This window comes from Bradyrhizobium jicamae (assembly GCF_001440395.1).
GTDB classification, from domain to species: Bacteria; Pseudomonadota; Alphaproteobacteria; order Rhizobiales; family Xanthobacteraceae; genus Bradyrhizobium; species Bradyrhizobium jicamae.
Genome location: NZ_LLXZ01000159.1, coordinates 1 through 18,012 on the forward strand (window position 1 = coordinate 1; position 18,012 = coordinate 18,012).

14 protein-coding genes and 3 pseudogenes are annotated in these 18,012 nt (G+C 57.8%); 3 read left to right on the plus strand and 14 right to left on the minus strand.

Annotated features, from left to right (window positions below; translation table 11 throughout):
* The 4 genes and pseudogenes from CQ12_RS25905 to CQ12_RS25915 form a co-directional block, all read right to left on the minus strand.
* Nucleotides 1–1,101: STAND family AAA ATPase (locus tag CQ12_RS25905; RefSeq protein WP_157088507.1), on the minus strand; the 1,101-nt coding region annotated here is incomplete at its 3' end.
* 110 nt (nt 1,102–1,211) lie between these two features.
* Entirely contained in the window at nt 1,212–1,685 is a 474-nt protein-coding gene (locus CQ12_RS44215) for a hypothetical protein (protein WP_157088508.1), read from the minus strand.
* Nucleotides 1,686–1,807: 122 nt separating this feature from the next.
* Complete coding sequence (locus tag CQ12_RS25910; protein ID WP_057838129.1) at nt 1,808–2,416, minus strand: metallophosphoesterase family protein; 609 nt, start codon at nt 2,414–2,416, stop codon at nt 1,808–1,810.
* Nucleotides 2,417–2,862: 446 nt separating this feature from the next.
* Nucleotides 2,863–3,621 (minus strand): annotated as a pseudogene (locus tag CQ12_RS25915) (ferredoxin--NADP reductase); the annotation flags it as partial.
* A gap of 1,122 nt (nt 3,622–4,743) precedes the next feature.
* Between CQ12_RS25915 and CQ12_RS25925 the strand changes: the two are divergent.
* Nucleotides 4,744–7,211: pseudogene (locus tag CQ12_RS25925) on the plus strand (putative bifunctional diguanylate cyclase/phosphodiesterase).
* 336 nt (nt 7,212–7,547) lie between these two features.
* The gene (locus CQ12_RS46700) at nt 7,548–7,697 is read left to right on the plus strand and encodes a hypothetical protein (RefSeq protein ID WP_245310152.1); all 150 of its coding nucleotides are present in this window, start codon (nt 7,548–7,550) and stop codon (nt 7,695–7,697) included.
* 131 nt (nt 7,698–7,828) lie between these two features.
* Here the strand turns inward: CQ12_RS46700 and fdxB are convergent, their stop codons facing one another.
* The 10 genes and pseudogenes from fdxB to CQ12_RS25980 all read right to left on the minus strand — a co-directional run bounded on the left by fdxB (nt 7,829) and on the right by CQ12_RS25980 (nt 16,908).
* On the minus strand, nt 7,829–8,125 hold the full coding sequence (fdxB, locus tag CQ12_RS25935; protein ID WP_057838131.1) for a ferredoxin III, nif-specific: 297 nt from the start codon (nt 8,123–8,125) through the stop codon (nt 7,829–7,831).
* A gap of 12 nt (nt 8,126–8,137) precedes the next feature.
* On the minus strand, nt 8,138–8,338 hold the full coding sequence (locus CQ12_RS25940; RefSeq protein ID WP_057838132.1) for a CCE_0567 family metalloprotein: 201 nt from the start codon (nt 8,336–8,338) through the stop codon (nt 8,138–8,140).
* Nucleotides 8,339–8,348: 10 nt separating this feature from the next.
* The gene (locus tag CQ12_RS25945) at nt 8,349–8,822 is read right to left on the minus strand and encodes a NifX-associated nitrogen fixation protein (RefSeq protein ID WP_057838133.1); all 474 of its coding nucleotides are present in this window, start codon (nt 8,820–8,822) and stop codon (nt 8,349–8,351) included.
* Between the two features lie 7 nt (nt 8,823–8,829).
* A complete protein-coding gene (nifX, locus tag CQ12_RS25950) occupies nt 8,830–9,225 on the minus strand; it encodes a nitrogen fixation protein NifX (RefSeq protein WP_057838134.1) in 396 nt (131 codons plus the stop codon).
* Nucleotides 9,222–10,628 carry a nitrogenase iron-molybdenum cofactor biosynthesis protein NifN gene (gene nifN / locus CQ12_RS25955; RefSeq protein WP_057838135.1) on the minus strand — a complete coding sequence of 469 codons (1,407 nt, stop codon included), beginning with the start codon at nt 10,626–10,628 and terminating at the stop codon, nt 9,222–9,224. The genes nifX and nifN overlap by 4 nt, the downstream gene beginning before the upstream one ends.
* Before the next feature lie 9 nt (nt 10,629–10,637).
* A complete protein-coding gene (nifE, locus tag CQ12_RS25960; RefSeq protein WP_057838136.1) occupies nt 10,638–12,311 on the minus strand; it encodes a nitrogenase iron-molybdenum cofactor biosynthesis protein NifE in 1,674 nt (557 codons plus the stop codon).
* 107 nt (nt 12,312–12,418) lie between these two features.
* Nucleotides 12,419–13,978, minus strand: coding sequence for a nitrogenase molybdenum-iron protein subunit beta (gene nifK / locus CQ12_RS25965; RefSeq protein ID WP_057838137.1), 1,560 nt, complete (start codon nt 13,976–13,978; stop codon nt 12,419–12,421).
* Between the two features lie 67 nt (nt 13,979–14,045).
* Nucleotides 14,046–15,548, minus strand: coding sequence for a nitrogenase molybdenum-iron protein alpha chain (gene nifD / locus CQ12_RS25970; RefSeq protein WP_057838200.1), 1,503 nt, complete (start codon nt 15,546–15,548; stop codon nt 14,046–14,048).
* 512 nt (nt 15,549–16,060) lie between these two features.
* Nucleotides 16,061–16,546: pseudogene (locus CQ12_RS44220) on the minus strand (Fe-S cluster assembly protein SufB); the annotation flags it as partial.
* A gap of 167 nt (nt 16,547–16,713) precedes the next feature.
* Nucleotides 16,714–16,908, minus strand: a complete 195-nt coding sequence (locus tag CQ12_RS25980) for a 4Fe-4S dicluster domain-containing protein (RefSeq protein WP_057838139.1) — start codon at nt 16,906–16,908, stop codon at nt 16,714–16,716.
* A 465-nt stretch (nt 16,909–17,373) separates the two neighbouring features.
* Here CQ12_RS25980 and CQ12_RS44225 point away from each other — a divergent pair, with 465 nt between their 5' ends.
* Nucleotides 17,374–17,595, plus strand: a complete 222-nt coding sequence (locus tag CQ12_RS44225) for a hypothetical protein (protein ID WP_157088509.1) — start codon at nt 17,374–17,376, stop codon at nt 17,593–17,595.
* Nucleotides 17,596–18,012: the final 417 nt, after the last annotated feature.

An 18,012-nucleotide genomic window follows, 5' to 3' on the forward strand; every position in this document is an offset into this window, starting at 1 on the left:
AAGCTGGCGTTGAATGCTTGCCGTAAATTCTTCCGTATCAGTCTTCTTAGCGGCGGGAATGGACAACTTTTCGAGTCTATCCGTTAACGCGAGAGGCCGAACTTCGCTTTCAAAGCTTTCCGACAATTCTCGGAAGCGCTCGGAAAGAAATTCAAGAGTGTGAGCGTCACCTCGCGATAGTCCAAAATAGATATCGAGCTCAGAAACGAAGTTTGTGAAGCGATAGTCTTCGAGCAACCACTGCAAGAAGACGCTCGATTCCCGCATTCGATGCGCGATAAAAAGCGAAGGGAAGATGTTGTAACGGAAGTAGAGGAAGTTGCCTTCGTCGGCGAAGACTTTATTCTCCACAAAGTGTCGTATTAGTTTTGTAAGATCATGCTCGACCCCAATTCTCTCAAAGTGATCCTTTGTCCATGAATAAATCTGCTCGTATGGCACCAAGAATATATTCTGGCGACACATCTGCTCGGCGATGAAGCCGAGATAATCAATTTGATTTCTGTAATCAAAAGAACTGCGGAAGATGTACTGAGGTTTGTACTTTTGCAGGGACGCCTCAACAAACGTTTCGATTACAGTCGAGGAGTTTATTGGATTATAGCCCTCGATACTTTCCAATACAGACAAGTAGATAGCCACATAGGCCGCTGTTTGAGGCATGCCTAGCGCCTGAAATCGAGTGTGAATCTCGTCTACAACTGTATCGGTGGGATATGCGGTCGGAAGGCGCCACTTTTCGACCAGCGCCCTAACCTTACCGCGTGTAAGAGTCTCGACCTGTAAGAGATCGTATTTCTCAATTCCTATGGCGGGGCGAAGGCTGTCTGTATTTATGAGATCCAACTTGACTGCGACAATCAACCTAGCGCGCGGATAATACTGCCTGATTGCGGTCAAGAAGCCGATGTGCAAGTTGTTCGTCGGATCCACGTCGTCAATTACGACCAGGAGGCGGCCGTCATCGTGGATCGGCCCCAGCTTAAACTGGCGTTGATCGCTTTCCGGTAGTGCCGCTCTCAGCGTCGAAGCTATCGAAGCTTCGTATGAAGCTCGAATTCGACGTCCATCTATAAATGCTGGTACAATGGCCTTCGGCAAATTCAAGCACTCGGAATGAACCTTCATAACAAGATAACTGAGGAGAGAAGTAGCGCCATATTCGGAGGCGCAACAAATCACAGCGTGATCGCTTGACCGAATAATATCTTCTAAAGTGACCGTTCGTTCCGGCTGGCCGTCTCATCGGCATGGGGCCTCTTTGAGATCGAAGGTTCAACGAAAGTCTCGGAAAGCAACCTGCCGGTTATTGTAACGTTCAATTCTTTCGCTACTGCATCGGCAGTCTCCAGAAGCCACAGGCATACATCATCATTTGTTGGCGGCAAGGGAAGTCCATCCCAAAATGATTTTGTATTTGGTGGGTTATAGAACGCTCCGTCGGGCGCAACGTTGGTTCCGATGTCGAACTCTTGTCGGTCAACGTAGTACGTGCGGTACTTACCTACGATATGGGAACCATCATCAGAAATCGAAATGTAGGAGTATCCATTATACTGGCCGTCACGCTCGTAAAGGGCACCTCCTTGAACCATGAACGAGGAAGCGCTTGAAGATAGAACGACGGTTGGGTTTGGTTGGTGAACATGGCCGAAGCAATGCATCGTCGAATGCTTCGATAACATCGGAACCACCACTCTAGAGCATGACTCGGCTAAGTCCGCTATAGTGTGGTGCATGAGCGAAAAGACCTTGTGACCAGTGAATGCTTGTTGAAAAGCAGTGAGGGCTTGATTTCCTGAAAGGCTTAGTTTCCCGCGATCAAACGCAGACCCTTCGGTTCCACAGCCGTGACCGCTATTGGAGAAACAAAGCTAACTCTTTGCTTCGGGAAATTGTAGCAGTGCGCAAACGGATTGATCCATATATGTCCGCAGCGTCGCGAGAGATCAAAGAAGTCTTCACTCAATGCGCGCGCGTAGGCAACTGTTGGTGCGAGCGTAAGGTGCTGGTCAAGGCGGCTCTGAGAAGCGGCCATCGCGCCGGCCAGCTTTGTCCGCTCGTCCGCCCATTCCTTTAGAGCGCGGTGACTTACATCATGATTGCCAGGGCACAGGATCAGCTGACTTGGCGCTAGACGGAAAACGTCGAGAAGCGGTCGAATGACCGCTTCTTCGCACTCTTTGTAAATTCCTGCTTCATCTGGATTGTTGACCAGGTCTCCCGAAAATAAGACGAAATCTGGCGCAAACCCTGAATCATAAAGCGTTTTCGCATCGACCAACAACGATGCGGTGAGCGCCTTTTGGAACGCATTGCCTCGTGTGAAATGGAGATCCGTAATATGAATTAAGCGCAAGGTCAGCCCCTCTTTCTCAGACTGTAATTTATCCCTATTCGTTCGGGTCGGTTCCATTCAGTTGGCCCACAGCGGCGAGCATGCTCACACCCACGGGACGACTCTGGTGCACCGAGCCGCATTGCGTCTCGGGCATCCGGCTCTGACCCTTTTGTGAGCATGCTCGCGTGACGCAATCGCCTTCCAATCTTCATTGCATTCCGGTGGCGCTGCGCGGCCCCCCTTTGCCTTCTACCTCGATTACGAGGAAGCCCCCTTAATGCGCACAAGGGAGCGCCGCGGCGGTCAGTTTCAAGCCGACGCGCGCCGCGTGACGCATCGAGCATGCCGACATGAATCCATCAATCCTCGCACCCGGCCGCTGGCAGCTACCTCGGGCGCGTCAGCAAGGAACGGATTGAGCGAGGACGCCGCCTGCAGCATTGCGGACTTAAAGCGGCAGGCAATCGCCGCGCGCCGAACGATGCTCCTTGGCCAACCGCCGTCCTGGGGCGCAGATCGAAAAACGCCTCCTCGACTACGAATTGCGCCGGCTCGCCGTGATTGCCTTCGACAAAGCCCTTCGCCACCAAAAGCGCGTGGGTATCGCGCACCAGCGCAGGGCTACCGCAAACCATGACGCGGTCATGCTGCGGATCGAATTCCGGTAGCTCGATATCCGAAAACAGCTTGCCTGACGCGATCAGATCCGTGATCCGGCCGCTGCGAAAGGGATCGCGCGTCACGATCGGATGATAGATAAGCTGGTAGCGCACGAAATCGCCAAGCAGCTTGTCGCTTGGCAGCTTCTGCATGATCATTTCGCCATAGGCAAGCTCGGCACGGCGGCGGCAGCTGTGCAGCAGCACGACATACTTGAACCGTAGATAGGTTTCGGGATCCTTGATCACGCTGAGGAACGGAGCAAGCCCGGTGCCGGTACCGATCAGATAAAGATTGCGCCCGTCCTCGAGATTGTCGATGACTAGCGTCCCGGTCGCCTTGCGGCTGACGATGATATCGTCACCCTGCTTCAAATGCTGCAGACGCGAGGTTAAGGGATCTTCCGGCACCTTGATCGAGAGAAATTCCAGCCGCTCCTCGTAATGGGCGCCGGCGAGGCTGTAGGTGCGCAGCAGAGGCACTTCGTCGACTTTGAGCCCGATCATGGTGAATTCCCCGCTGCGGAAGCGGAACGATGGATTTCGCGTGGTGGTGAAGCTGAAGAGATTGGTGGTCCAGTGCTGGACGCTCAGCACGCGTTCGTGGTTGAAATCGCTCATCTCACCGCTCCCGCGAGCTCACTTGCCGAAATCATCACGAGACTCAGGCGAGACCTAAGGGCCTGAAATAAGCTTGCACGAGCTGCGTGCCTCTTGTTCGCGGCACTTACGTTCATCGCCTGCAACACGCCACGCATCTTGCGAATCACCCTTGTTCTTCAAATTGGATTAGCGTTTTTGTTATCCCAGCGCGGCGCAATCCCAACGCGGACGAAAGGTAATCATAGGCAACTGGAAACATGTGAGCGCAATGCAAGGTCAGCGTTTGAACGTACCGAAAAAGCTGCTCTCGGATGTCAGGGCGCTCGTGCATCACCCGGCGCAAATGCTCGACACGGATCCTCTGCGCGCTTCCAGTAAAGCGTACAACAGATAGATGGATCGAAAGATGCCCTCCCACTAAGAGCGACGCGCCGACCGCCCCCTAAGGTTCCTATCATCGCCGTTTCGAGAACGTTTCCCGTTGCGACAATCCTCAGCGAGACGAGACCAGACTCTATGAAATAGACGTTATCAAGAAGCCTCCTTGCTCCTGCAGAACCATACGCTCTGTTAGGATGATCGGCTCTAAGAGTTCCGCCATTGCCTCGTGATTTGGCAGAGCGAGACCTGCCAGAATTGCACTCTTGCCAAAGAACCGCGTATCGGGACGCAGCGTATCCGCCCGGTGAAGATCAGTGTGTGCCGAACACCCGCCTGAGAGCTGCATATCCGGAGCTGCCACGCGCATCGAGGACGGCGGCCAATGGTCGGTCATAGTGCGGCTCGTCTGCGGATTTCTGCTGGGTCAATCCCGCTGACTGTAGCGAAATCTCAATATTGATTAATGCAATGGGCCGCGCATTGATGCTTGCATCCCGCGTTCAGTGGCAATTTTTGACGGATTTCGACGCTGTACGCTGCCGACATGCGCGCCCGGAGTCGTCAGCGCCATCTCGTTGCCTTGCGGTGTATTCACAGACCGCTTCAAGAGTATGTTCTCTGCCCGACACATCAGCGCCAGCGCACCACATTCGTACGTAACGTACCAAGTATTTGACTTCCAGGAGCCGGCTTTTTTACACCGCGTTAGTTCGCTCCACCCATGGTTAAATCGAGACGGCTTGCATTCGGGGATGTGTTATGGGTGCTGCCAGGAAGCAGTCCGCAAAAATCAATATGTTCAAAGACGTGCCGGTGCCGCGGCGCAAATGGCAGGCTGCGCTCAAGCCCGGCGAGAGCCTTCCCCGCTACGAAGACGTGATGCTCGGCAGCCTCGGCCGGCTTGCCGATCACATCGTGCTGCTCAAGAGCGATGGTGATGTCTTTGCCGTCTCGCGCGCCGGGCGCTATGCGCAGAAATGGCTCGGCGCCGAGTGCTGGAACATTTCGATGGGCACGCTGCCGCCCGATTGCGCCACCGTCCTCGGCGAGACGGCATCGAGTGCGGTGAAGAACAGCCGTCCTCATCTTGCTTCTGGCCACTGCGTGCGCGACGGCATGGTGCGGACCTATGACGTGTTGGCGCTGCCGACGGTGTCGCCCTGGGGCGGCATCCTTGTCGGCATTTATGTCAACGAAAGCGGAGCGCAATACAATCTCCTGGATGCGATTTTCTCCACCACTGACGACGGCGTGATCTCGCTCTCGACCATTCGCGACGCGAGCGGCAAGCCGTGCGACTTCCAGATCGTGCATCACAATCAGAGCGCGGCAAAGTTGCTCAAAGCGTCTGCACCAAGCCTGCAGTGGCACCGTTTGAGCGAAGGCGGCCATCTGCTGTGCAACGAGGCCGTGCTTGTGCGGCTGCGCGAGGTGGTCGTGGGTGGTGGTCGCGACCAGTTCGAGATCGACTGCGATGATCGTAGCCTGCGGCTTGCCGCAACCGCCGTCAGCGACATCCTGTCGCTGACGATTTCCGACGTTACGCCGCTGAAGCGACGCGAGGCCTCATTCCGGCTGCTGTTTGATTCCAACCCGATGCCGATGTGGGTGTTTGATCCGGAGACCGGCGGCTTTCTCAAGGTCAATGAAGCGGCCGTGCAGCACTATGGCTACGCCCGCGAGAAATTCCTGAGCATGAAGATCCACGAGATCTGGCCGGAGGACGAGTGGGTCAGCCATGGCCAGGCGCTGCGGCATCTCGGCGACGCCTATCAATCCGAACGGGATTGGCGGCATGTGAAAGCCGACGGGCTCAGAGATTTCCGTGCTTACCTTCGGGCGGCGCCTCATCTTCGAGGGCCGCGATGCCTACCTGCTCGCGGTCGTCGACATTACCGAACGGCGCAACGCCGAAGCCCGCATAGCCTACCTGGCGCACCATGACGGTTTGACCAATCTGGCGAACCGCGTGCTTTACCAGGAGCGCCTGAAGGAGGCGCTGGGGGCAAGCCAGCTGACCAACAAGCGCGTCGGGGTGCTGTGCATCGACCTCGACCTGTTCAAGAACGTCAACGATTCTTTTGGTCATCCCATGGGCGATCGCCTGCTCAAGCAAGTGGCCGACAGACTGCGCTCGCAGCTGCGCGGCAACAGCCTGGCCGCGCGGCTCGGCGGTGACGAGTTCGCCGTCATCCTTGGCGCCGATGTGTCGCCGAACGAGATCAGCGACTTTGCTGCTCGGCTGATCAAGGGCCTCAGCGCGCCGTACGAGATCGACGGCATTGAGATGGTGATCGGCGCTTCTATCGGCATTGCGCTGTTGCCGGGCGACGGCGCAACGAGCGAGGAGTTGATGCGCAACACCGACATGGCGCTTTATCGGGCCAAAGAGGATGGCCGCGGCGTGCACCGCTTCTTCGAGCGTGAGATGGACCGCCAAGCGCAGAAGCGCCGCGAGTTGGAGCTCGACCTGCGCCGCGCCTTTGTCAATGCCGAGTTCGAGCTACATTATCAGCCACTGGTCGATGTCGCAGCCAACCGCATTTCCGGTTTCGAGTCGCTGTTGCGCTGGCGCCATCCGGAGAAGGGCATGATCTCGCCAGCGGAGTTCATCCCGGTCGCCGAAGATATCGGGCTGATCACACCTATCGGCGAGTGGGTACTACGCGAAGCCTGCAACGAGGCGGTGAAGTGGCCTCCCGAAGTCAAGGTCGCGGTCAATCTGTCACCGGTGCAATTCCGCAGCCGCAATCTGGTGCAGGTGGTGATTTCGGCGCTGGCCAATTCGGGACTATTGCCGAAGCGACTCGAGCTTGAGATCACCGAGTCGGTGTTTTCTGGCGGAGACGAAGGCCAATCTCGCAATCTTGCATCAGCTGCGCGAGCTTGGCGTTACCATCTCTATGGACGATTTCGGCACCGGTTATTCGAGCCTGAGCTATTTGCGCAGCTTCCCCTTCGACAAAATCAAGATCGATCGTTCCTTCGTGAAAGACCTCGCCAAGCGCTCCGACTGCGTCGCCATCGTGCGCGCGATCGCGGGGTTGGGGCGTAGCCTTAACGTCACCATCACGGCGGAGGGCGTGGAAACCGTCGAGCAGTTCGATTGGCTCCGTATCGAAGGTTGCAACGAGGTGCAAGGTTTTCTCTTCAGCGGCGCAAAGCCAGCGGCAGAGGTGGAGGAGCTGTTGTTGCGCTTCGGGGCACGCGACGTGAAGGCCGCGTAACTTTCTTCACATCGGCAATGAAGCAATCGAATGCCGCTCGCGTAGTGGACAGCCACGATTTGGTCGCAGCCGTAAAGCGGAGGAACGGCTTACAGATAGGAATTCACCCACATTTTGCGCTCGGAGCACTTGACCAAGCCATTGGGCTCGCTTCACCCGACGGAAACATCTATTTTGTACTGCCGGGCTGCGGCGCGGACGCGAACATCAGAAATCCGAAAGAAAGGCATAGTGGGTTACCATCTGTCTCGACGGCAAGCTCGAAGCGATTGAACTGATGGAGGTGCGCATCCGAGCCGGCGTGTCATCCTGGCCGCTGTCCCGCAGGCTACCCATATGGCCGGCCGCGTGCCGTTGACGCGAGAGGAGGGGAACATCGCGTTCGCCTCTTTCAAGCAAGCCGGGACCGCGACGCTGGCCAATCCTACCGCCATCAAGAACGTTTTGCATCGCCGCGATGAGGAAACGCGCGAACAGGGAATTTGAGTGATCCACTCCCCTTCGGGGCAGGGCCGGCCGAGGGGCTCATCCGCGAGCGCAGCACAGAAAGAATCCCCCTCGCCCATGCTTGGTGTCTACCTCACCCCGCTCCACGGGTGCGGTAGACAGAGCCGCCGCTAAGCCGCTTCCGCCGTGGCGGGCACGTGCGTCTGGCAGTCCATCGGGCAGACTCGGGCGCAGGCGCCGCAGCCGATGCAGGCGCCCTGGTCATTCATCACGATAATCTTCTTCTCGATCTCATCGTCGTCATCATCGAGATCGACAAGCGCGCCCTCCTCGTTGATCCCCTTCAACGTCATGACGTTCCGACCGCAGACCTTGAAGCAGCGGCCACAGCCGATGCAGTGGTTGACATCGATCGAGATCAGGTAATCGGGCGTCCAGTTCCGACCATCGCGCGTTGCAAATGACATGCTTGGGTCCCCTTACGTCTTTTCCAGTGCCTTCAGATCCTCGCGCTTTCGCTCGAGCACGGCAAAGGCATCGTGCGTCTTTTGCGCCACCGCCATGATCGAAGTCCAGTTGACGGGCAATTCCTCCGAAAGGTCGTGCAGATCCATCTTGGCCTGCGTGGCCTTGGTCGACAGCTTTTTTATTTCTGCTTTCAGCGTCTCAAGTTCGCTCATGCGCTGCCCCTCAATAGTTCGCCACGTCGGGAAATTTCCGGATCATCTTGATGCCGCTTCTGACATATTTGCCACCCTCGGCGGCCAGCTTTGAGTGATTGTCGAAGCCGAAGCGATGCATATCGCGCAGCTGCTTGCTTATTACGATCAGCCGGCCGCCGATCAGTACCATGCGGCCAAAGCCTTCATGGTGCATCTTCAGCATCGGCTGGATCATCACACCCGTCGCCTTCTCGATCGAGAGTGCAACCGCATTGAAGAACAGCTCCAACCGCCAGACCGTATCCGGATCGGGATCGCCGACGATCGGCAAGGCGCGCCGCTTCTCCCTATCGAGTATGTAGGGCTCGAGCAGATCGACATCGCTCTTGTCTTCCCAGGCGCCATGCATGTCCTGAGCGCGCCAGATCTTGACCAGCTCTTTGACGAACGGCGCATCGAGAGCGACGTTCTTGGCTTGCAGTATTTCTACTGTCTCAGTCATATCGTCCTCATTTTTCGAAATCGAACGTGCGCTCCTGGCCCTTTGCCAGCGCCTTGCGCAGCCACGGAGGCGGCGTACCCTTCAGCACGAGTTGGAGCTTTTCGAGCAACGCCAGGATGTTCTCGGGCTTGTCCACCTTGATGGGATGTATATTGTTCGCCACCACCCGCGCGGCGGCGGATCCGCCGATGGCAACGACATAGAGGATAGTGCAATCCTTGATCGCCTCGACCTTGGGCGCAAGCTTGTCTTCGTTACCGTCTTCCTTGAGATCGCCGTCGAACTGAACCGCTTTCAGAAACACGTGCCCGTCCGGCCAAACATCATAGATGGCAATGTTCTTGGCCCAGCCGAAATGCGCATCGACGCGCGTCAAGTCCTGGGTAGCGAATGCGACTTTCATGCAATCGACCTTTCTGGCGCGTCAATAAAGCTGTGGCGGCCGGACCTGCAGGCTGGCATCGGTGATCGCCAGGTATCGGGCGTCGGCTGGTGATTTTCCTCGCGGTCGGCGATCATTAGATTGGCGATATCGAAGATCAGATCACGCGTACCGCGATAACCGACGGATAGCTGGTGCCCAGCGCCGATCCGATCGAACATCGGAAATCCCGCGCGATAGAATGGAACGTTTAGCCGTGCGGCGGCCTGGCGGCCATGAGAATGGGTGATCAAAAGATCGCATGCGCGCGCCTTTGCGAGTTCCTCCAGATCTTCGAGGTCGCCGATCAGCACCTCATTCGTCTTGACGTGCTCCAGCACTGGCGATTGCGTCGTAGTCACGGCCGCAGCGATCTGCGCGCCCATCTCGTGCAGCATGCTGGAGACATCGAACAACAGGTCGGGCTCCGCGCCGATCGCGAGCCTCCGGCCGGCGATGTGAAAATGCGCATCAAGCATGGCATCGGCGAGCTGGCCTCGCTGCCGCCGGTATTTTAATGGTATCGGGCGTCCGCTGATCTCGTTCAGGAACGCGATGAATTGATCGTTGGGGATAAGTCCGCAAAGCCGCTCGAACAGGCGGAATGGCACCCCCGCCTTGGCCTGCATGGTTTCCGCTGCCCGCCGCATCTGCGCACCGATGGCAATGGTCCAGCCGGCCCGGCCCATGCTCACGACGTCGTCGACCCCGATGCCGCCGATGGTCGTCGGTGTGAAATCGTCGGGGATATGCCCGTCCAGCGATCCCGCCAGATCAGGCAGGAAGGATGGCTTAAGGCCGAAATCCTCCAGAATGGTCCTGAGTTCGTCCAGATCACCCGGCGTCAGGTGACATCCGGGGAGGACATTCACCCGCGCGGGATCGCGCTCAGTCTCGACTGCCGGCGGCTCCACCAGCACCTCGACCAGGCGCGCCACCGTCTTTTCCCAACCATCCTGGAACGCGTCCTTGAAGTCGGGCGTCGAGACATAGACCAGAGGAAACTTGGCGAGCTGCGGATGCCTGTCGCGGATCAGCTTGATGTAGGCGTCGACATCATCGCCATTGGTTTCGGTCACCCCGGTCGAGCAGATCCCGATGATCTCCGGCTTGGCCCGATTGTAGATGTTGAGTATAGATTGCTCGACATTTTCATAGCCACCGAGCACGGTCGCCACCTCGCTCATCGCAGTGGTCTGCAGCGGTACCGCCTCCTTGAAATGCCGCACGAATAACGTGAGCCCGAATGATGTGCAGCCTTGCGAGCCGTGCAGAAGCGGCATCGCCCCACGCAGCCCTAGGAAGGCGAATGCTCCGCCGATCGGCTGGCTCATCTTGAGCGGGTTAACCACACAGGCTTTCTTCGGCGCGGTCACGATGGTCATGATGCCGTCCTATTCCGCGGCCTGCAGCATCGCCGGCGGCGAGGAGACCGGCATGGCCACCAGGATGTCTTCGATCCGCCTCTTGCAGCAGCCACCGACCGCGTCGGTGTGCCGTCTGACTGCTTCGATGCTGGTCAGACCATGCGAGCGGATCGCATCCTCAATCGTGCCGAGATTGACTTCCTTGCAGAAACAGATCTTTTTCGCGCGGCGGGTCGTGTCGGCAAGTGCAGGATCGGCAGCGATTTCGGCGGCGAGCGCATCGGTCTGCGCAATGGCCTTCAGCTGCCGATTATTAGCTGTATCGTCCCACGGCGCCGAGCGGCGGAGTTGCTCCCACATGGGGTTGAACAGCGCCTTGTCGATCTCCTCGACCAGCTTCACCATCCCGACATAGCCCATGTAGGCGTGATAGCGCTCCTGGTTGATGTCAAGCCAGGGCATCGCCGCCTTGAGCGCGACGAATTGCGACTTCCCGCCCGAGAGCATGATGTCCGCTTTCGCGTCCTTCAGCATCTTGTACATTTCGCGCGGCTTCATGTCCTCGATCATGTGGGCGTCCTGGCCCATCCGCTCCTTGATCCGCTCCTTGTCTTCCTTGGTGGATTTCTTGACGCTGGTGCCGATCAGCTCGAGTCCTGCCTCCTGCAGCGCCGCCACCACGGACCAGGATTTGACGCCGCCTGTGATCAGCAACGCCCTCTTGCCCGAAAATCGAGGCTTATAGGGTTCGATCGCGGCCCAGACCCGCGCCTCCTCGCGCGCGATCACCGCCTCGGTGCGCTCGATCAGATCTTCCGGCGCGCCGCGCTCGACCAAAAGTCGCGCAATCTCGCGCAGTGAATCGCTGGAGTCCTGGATGCCATAGAACGAGCCTTCGAAGAATGGGATGCCGTACCGCTCCTCCATCTTGCGTGCGACATTGATCATCGCCTTTGAACACACCATCATGGCAGCGCGCGCCCGGTGCGACGAGGCGACTTCGCGATATTTGCCATCCCCCGAGATGCAGGAGAGGATGCGGATACCGAGTTCGTCGAACAGCGGCTTGACCTGCCAAAGCTCGCCCGACAGGTTGTATTCACCGATCAGGTTGATGTCGTAGGGCGTGGTGTGGTCCGGCTCTTCGGTGCCGATGACGTGCTCAAGCAAGGCTTCGCCGGCAAGCTTGCTGCCAAGGCTTTTTGGACCTACGAAGCCGGGCGAATTGATCGGAATCACCGGCTTGCCGAATTTCTGAGAAGCCGCCTTGCAGACTGCATTGATGTCGTCGCCGATCATGGCGGGAACGCAGGTCTGATAGACGAAGATCGCCGTCGGGTTGTATTTCTCCACGATCTCCCTGATTGCGTGGTAAAGTCGCTTCTCGCCGCCGAACACGATGTCGGTTTCGTTCATGTCGGTGGTGAAGCCCGTACGCCAGATGCTGGCACCAGAGGAGGCTGCACCGCGGTTGTCCCAGGAATTACCCTCACAGGCGATCGGGCCGTGCACCAGATGGGCTACGTCGGTAAAAGGCTGCAGCGCGATCTTTGCGCCATCGAAGGCGCAGCCGCCCGCGGCGCTGCCCGGCTGCAACTGCTTGGTGCAGCCCTTCTTGCGCTCGGCCTCCGACTTGTTGGCGTTCTTGGCGCAGCCCGGCTCGTTAAAGACATCCTGAATGGCGGCCGAAAGCGAACTCATCTCTCTCCCCTTAACCGAGGTTTTCGTACCCAGCTAACCCCTTCGTTCGTCGCGCCCCATCGCCGGGCGAGGCTTTCGTCCGCCGGCGATGGCGCATATCGTCGTCATCAACGAATGATGTCGAAGCTGTAGTCGGTCTTGCCGGCAACGTTGGTTTTCTTGTCGATGTCTTCGAAGATCGCATCGAGAATCTTCACCAGGATGTTCATGCTGCCTTGGTAGCCCCACACCGGATAGCGGTGATGGTGATGCCGATCGAAAATTGGGAAGCCGATTCGGATCAGCGGCGTACCAGTGTCGCGCTCCAGATACTTGCCATACGTGTTGCCGATCAGGAAATCGACCGGCTCTGTAAACAGCAACGAGCGCATGTGCCAGAGGTCTCGCCCCGGATAGGCGTGGCAGTTCTGCCCAAACGACGAGCCCGCAAACAGCGCCCGGAGTTTCGCTTCCCAGGCCTTGTTGCCGTTGGTGGAGAGCACATGGATCGGTTCGGCGCCAAGTTCGAGCAGGAAGGCAGCTAACCCATAGCAGAGATCTGGATCGCCATAGATCGCGAATTTCTTGCCATGGATATGCGCGTTGGAGTCAGCCATCGCGTCGATCAGGCGGCCGCGCTCTCGCGCCAGCTTGTCCGGGATATCTTTGCCGCTGATGCGCGACAAGGCCATCAGGAACTCATCCGTTGCGGACACGCCCACCGGATAGTTGAAAGCCACGACCTCGTGGCCATGATCGGAAATGAACGGCAACGTCTTTTCCGTGCACCACTGCTGCATCGAAATTGTCGCCTTGGCGTGAACCGCGTTCGCGGCGTCTTCCAGCGTAGTGCCGCCATCATACATCCGGAACTCGCCGTCGGTCGGCGTATCTAACACATCGGAATTGTCGGCGAGGATGGTATACTGGATGCCCATCAGTTCGAAGATGCGCTTGATCTCGCGGAGATTGCCGACGGTGTAGCCGTCAAAGCCGCCGATGAAGTTAATCTTCTCGTTGGGCGTACGCTCAAGTTTCGGCGTTGTTCCGGCCTTGCCGTCCCAGAAATGCTCCAGGATACCCTTGAGCGCATTGTCGTAACCGGTGACGTGGCTGCCCACAAAGGCTGGCGTATGCGCGAACGGCACATCGAACTCCGCCGGAACCGAGCCTTTTTCCTTGGACGTTTTGATGAAGGCGTTGAGGTCGTCACCGATGACCTCTGCCATGCAAGTGGTGGAGACCGCGATCATCCTGGGCTTGTACATGTTGTAGCTGTTGGCGAGCCCGTCGATCATGTTGTTCAAGCCGCCGAATACCGCAGCATCTTCCGTCATCGACGAGGAGACGCAGGAGCTCGGCTCCTTGAAGTGCCGCGACAAATGGCTGCGGTAATAGGCCACGCAGCCCTGCGAGCCGTGTACGAAAGGCAGCGTGCCCTCGAAGCCAACGGAGGCGAACACTGCGCCGAGCGGCTGGCAGGCCTTGGCCGGGTTCACCGTCAGCGCTTCCCGCGCGAAGTTCTTCTCGCGATATTCTGGCGTCTTCGCCCATTCGCGGATGCGTTCGACCTCCGCGGGATCGCGGGGGTTCTCGTACATCTTCTTCTTGTTGTCCAACATCTGCTGGTATTCCGGACCGCGGAACAGCTCGAAGTGATCGAGCACGTGTTCTGCATTCTGCGCCATGGTGTCCCTTTCGAAAAATCGTGATCAGTGTGGCTCCGGCCCTCACGCGGAGAGCCGGACAGGCAGGTTATTCCGCAGCCAGAAGCTTCGGATTGGCGACGTCCTTCCAGGGCGCCTTGGTCTTCTTCCAGATCGGTGAGTTGATGGCCATGTCCATGTCGCGCGCGAAGATCGCAAACCCGTCATAGCCGTGATAGGGACCCGAATAGTCCCAGGAGTGCATCTGCCGGAACGGCACACCCATCTTCTGGAACACATATTTTTCCTTGATGCCGGAGCCGACCAGGTCGGGCTGCATCTTCTCGACGAAACGCTCGAACTCGTATCCGGTGACGTCGTCATAGATCAGCGTGCCGTCTTTCACATAATGCTGGGCGGTGCGCTGATAGTCGTCATTGTGGCCGAACTCGTAGCCGGTGCCGGCGACCTCCATTCCGAGGTCCTCATAAGCGCCGATCACGTGACGCGGACGAAGACCACCGACGAACAGCATCACGGTTTTGCCTTCCAAGCGCGGGCGATATTTTGCGATCACCGCGTCCACCAGTGGCTGATATTTTGCAATCACCCGCTCGGCGCCCTCCTTGATTCTGTCATCGAAATAGCCGGCGATCTTGCGCAGCGACTCCGCGATCTTTGAGGGCCCGAAGAAGTTATATTCGCACCATGGAATACCGAACTTCTCCTCCATGTGGCGCGAGATGTAGTTCATCGACCGATAGCAGTGCAGCACGTTGAGCTTCGCCTTCGGCGTTGCCTCAAGCTCGGCCAGCGACCCGTCGCCGGACCACTGGGCGATCACGCGCAGGCCCATTTCTTCGAGTAGGATGCGGGACGACCAGGCGTCACCGCCGATATTATAGTCGCCGATGATCGCGACGTCGTAGGGCGTCGATTCAAACTTCGACTTGCTCTCGGGCGTGATCTTGTCGAACACCCAGTCCCGCACAGCGTCGTTCGCGATGTGATGCCCGAGCGACTGCGACACACCACGAAAACCCTCGCAACGGACCGGCACGAAGGTTTTGCCGCCATATTCCTTCGACTTCACCCTGGACACCGCCTCGATATCGTCGCCGATCAGGCCGATCGGGCATTCCGACTGGATGGTGATGCCGTTGTTGAGCGGGAACAGCTCCTGGATCTCGTCAATGACCTTGGCGAGCTTCTTGTCGCCGCCGAACACGATATCCTTTTCCTGGAAATCGGAAGTGAACTGCAACGTCACGAAAGTATCGATGCCCGTCGTGCCGATGTAATAGTTGCGCCGCGAGCCCCACGAGTACTGGCCACAGCCAACCGGACCGTGGCTGATGTGGATCATGTCCTTGATCGGCCCCCAGACCACGCCCTTCGAGCCCGCATAAGCGCAGCCGCGGATCGTCATCACGCCGGGGATGGATTTGAGGTTGGACTTGACGCCACAATCGGACTTGCCGTCCTCGTGCACGTTGAGGTGTTTGGCGCGCCTCTTCGCGGTCTTCTCGGGATAGACCTTCAGCACTTCCTCGATAAGCTGTTTATTGCGGGCCTTGATTTCTGCGACACTCCCCGTCGTGACGAGACTCATGCTGATATCCTTCAAAGGTTTCCTATTTCGAGACGGCTCGGCCAAGAGTTCTGCAACGAGCGTGCCAGCAGTGCCTGAACGCAAAAATCAGCGCATTTAGAAGTAGATAATGCGTTCGCACGGCGAGCTGGACTGTTGTTGCAAACCCGACATCGAAGGGACCTAGAGACGCTCTCGTTTGTTCCTGTTTGAAACAAAACAACGGTGACTAGGCGTGGCTTTGCACCGCGGATTTTCCGTCGCAAAGCCGCGGAAGGGTGCGGTACGTGGCGAGCCTGCTGCGAAGCAGCACGTACCGGCGCGAATTCAATGCAGGGCTGGCGTCAGCCAAGTCCCGCTCGCCACCACCAACCATCGCGAGAGGGCCGGTCGGTGCTCACCTTCATCCGCGACGGCGATGCGCACATTGTGCGGGCCTCGCCGCCATCATGATCCTAATGCTATCGGGCCAGCCAGCTACCGAGATCGTCGCCGCCGACCCGCAGGTGTTGGTCGAGGAGCTCAGCTTGCGCGAGGCCGGCTTTCTTCAATTCCTCATGGAAGGTGGTGACAACGGAGATCGGATCGAACCCGGAGCGTCGATGGCGATCATGCGCTGCTCCGACGGTTTTCCGCCTAGCGCCGGTGCGACCCCTTCCAGGATCGCCATCTCACGCAGGGGATGCCGAGCTTCTCGTAGGTCTTGAGATTTCCGGATCGATCTCATCGATCGAAGACAACGTCTTCTTGGGCTTCGGCGCCGCGTAGAATAGATTTCCAGCTAGTCGATCTTAGTAGTTTACCCCGCCTCTAGTCGGCTCGTTCATGGTCAGCGAGCGGCAGAAGAGCTCCAGACGCCACTTGAGCATCCACGCGGGCGCGTTCTTTTTCGCTTAGATGAAGCGGACGGTATCTTCCGAGGACCTCTTCGGAGCCTTGTCGGACTCGACAAACGTCTCGAACCCATAATCGACATCGATCCGCCAGACACGGTCGACCGTCTCTTGTACAGCCGGCATTCAATCTGATCTCGCAGGAAACAGAGCTGCGATTTCCGATGAGGGTACTTCGTGCCAGCTCCCTTATCCTAGCCGCCGCAAGGGGGCGGGCGACCACGCCAATCAGGCACCCGATCAGAAAGCCTGAAGTCTCGATGTTGTCGCGCGTCCAACTCACGGCCGCCCCTCTATGCTGGCACGCAGGTATCGGATATCGGACAGACGGCAGCGCATTGCGGCGTGTCGAAATGCTCATCGCATTCGGTGCACTTCTTCGGATCGATCATGTACGTGTCGTTCTTGGGCGTGATTGCGGCATTGGGACATTCGAACTCACACGCGCCACACACGGTGCACTGGGAGGCGATAATCTCGTAAGCCATCACTGCGATTCCTTGAGCAGGCGAACCGGACGGCTTCCTCCCTTTCAAGGCGCGTGCCAAAAACGCTGGATACTTGATTTATCTTCAAGTTTTTTCGTTTTGCGATGTCGTTGGCGCGGCGGCATGTCGTAACTCCGACAGTCGGCGTCTCAGCGTGAAGCGAAGCCGCTTTTCAGGACGAGTAGACCATCGGGATTTTTAAAGGAGCAGCGCTCGGCCTTTCGGTTGCCAGTCGGTGCCGGAAGCACAACAAGAACGTCGCTCTCCACAAAGCCAAGTTTGGCAGGATGGGTTAGCGGGCCGTACGGCCCCGGTGAGAGACCATGACAGTCGGCTTGCCGGCAGGCTGCTGGCTCGTCTGAAATCCGGGTCATCGATCATGCCCGGCACACAAAAAAGGGCCGCTTGAATGAACAAGCGGCCCAAGTCTAGGGAGGAAACGCCCAAGGAGGGCAGCGATAGCGCATGGCGCTACCGCAACGCAACAATATGCATTGGCAGTGCACAATGCAAGAGGGTGGCTTCCAAATCGACATCAGAGCACGCCTCTTCCCTAGCTTTGCTCACCACCATTCGGGCATTTTGCCGACCAAATCCGCGGAGGCTGCATTGAGCAATGCCCTTGGCATTGATTTTTGGAAAAACCAGTTCCTTCATCGCGAAACGGCGCGTGTGAGCGCTGGTTGAAAACCTACAAACCTATGCGTATTCCACGGTCACGCTACCAATGACACCTCACAAAAGGTGAATCGCGCCCTTGACCGAAAAAGCAAAATTCCAGCCGACGCAATGCGAGTGAACAGCGCATCCGTAAGCCGAGAGTTAGGACATATTTTATGGGGGATCATTAGAGGGGGCTTGAATCGTACGTACCGTCAGGCTGTACGATCTTCCTAGCAAAATCGGCACTCCCGATGGCGCCACAGTGCGTTTGGGAAGACGCAACCGCCCCGCAAACTGAGATATCCAGATGACGCTATTCCCGATTCTGCTTTCAATTTTCTCTGTTTGCTTCGTGGCGTATTGCGCCGCGCTCGCAGGGCGTTTTCATAGGCAGCGTGAGCGCGGTCGTCCGCACACGCCTTACGTTCAGATTACCTCCTG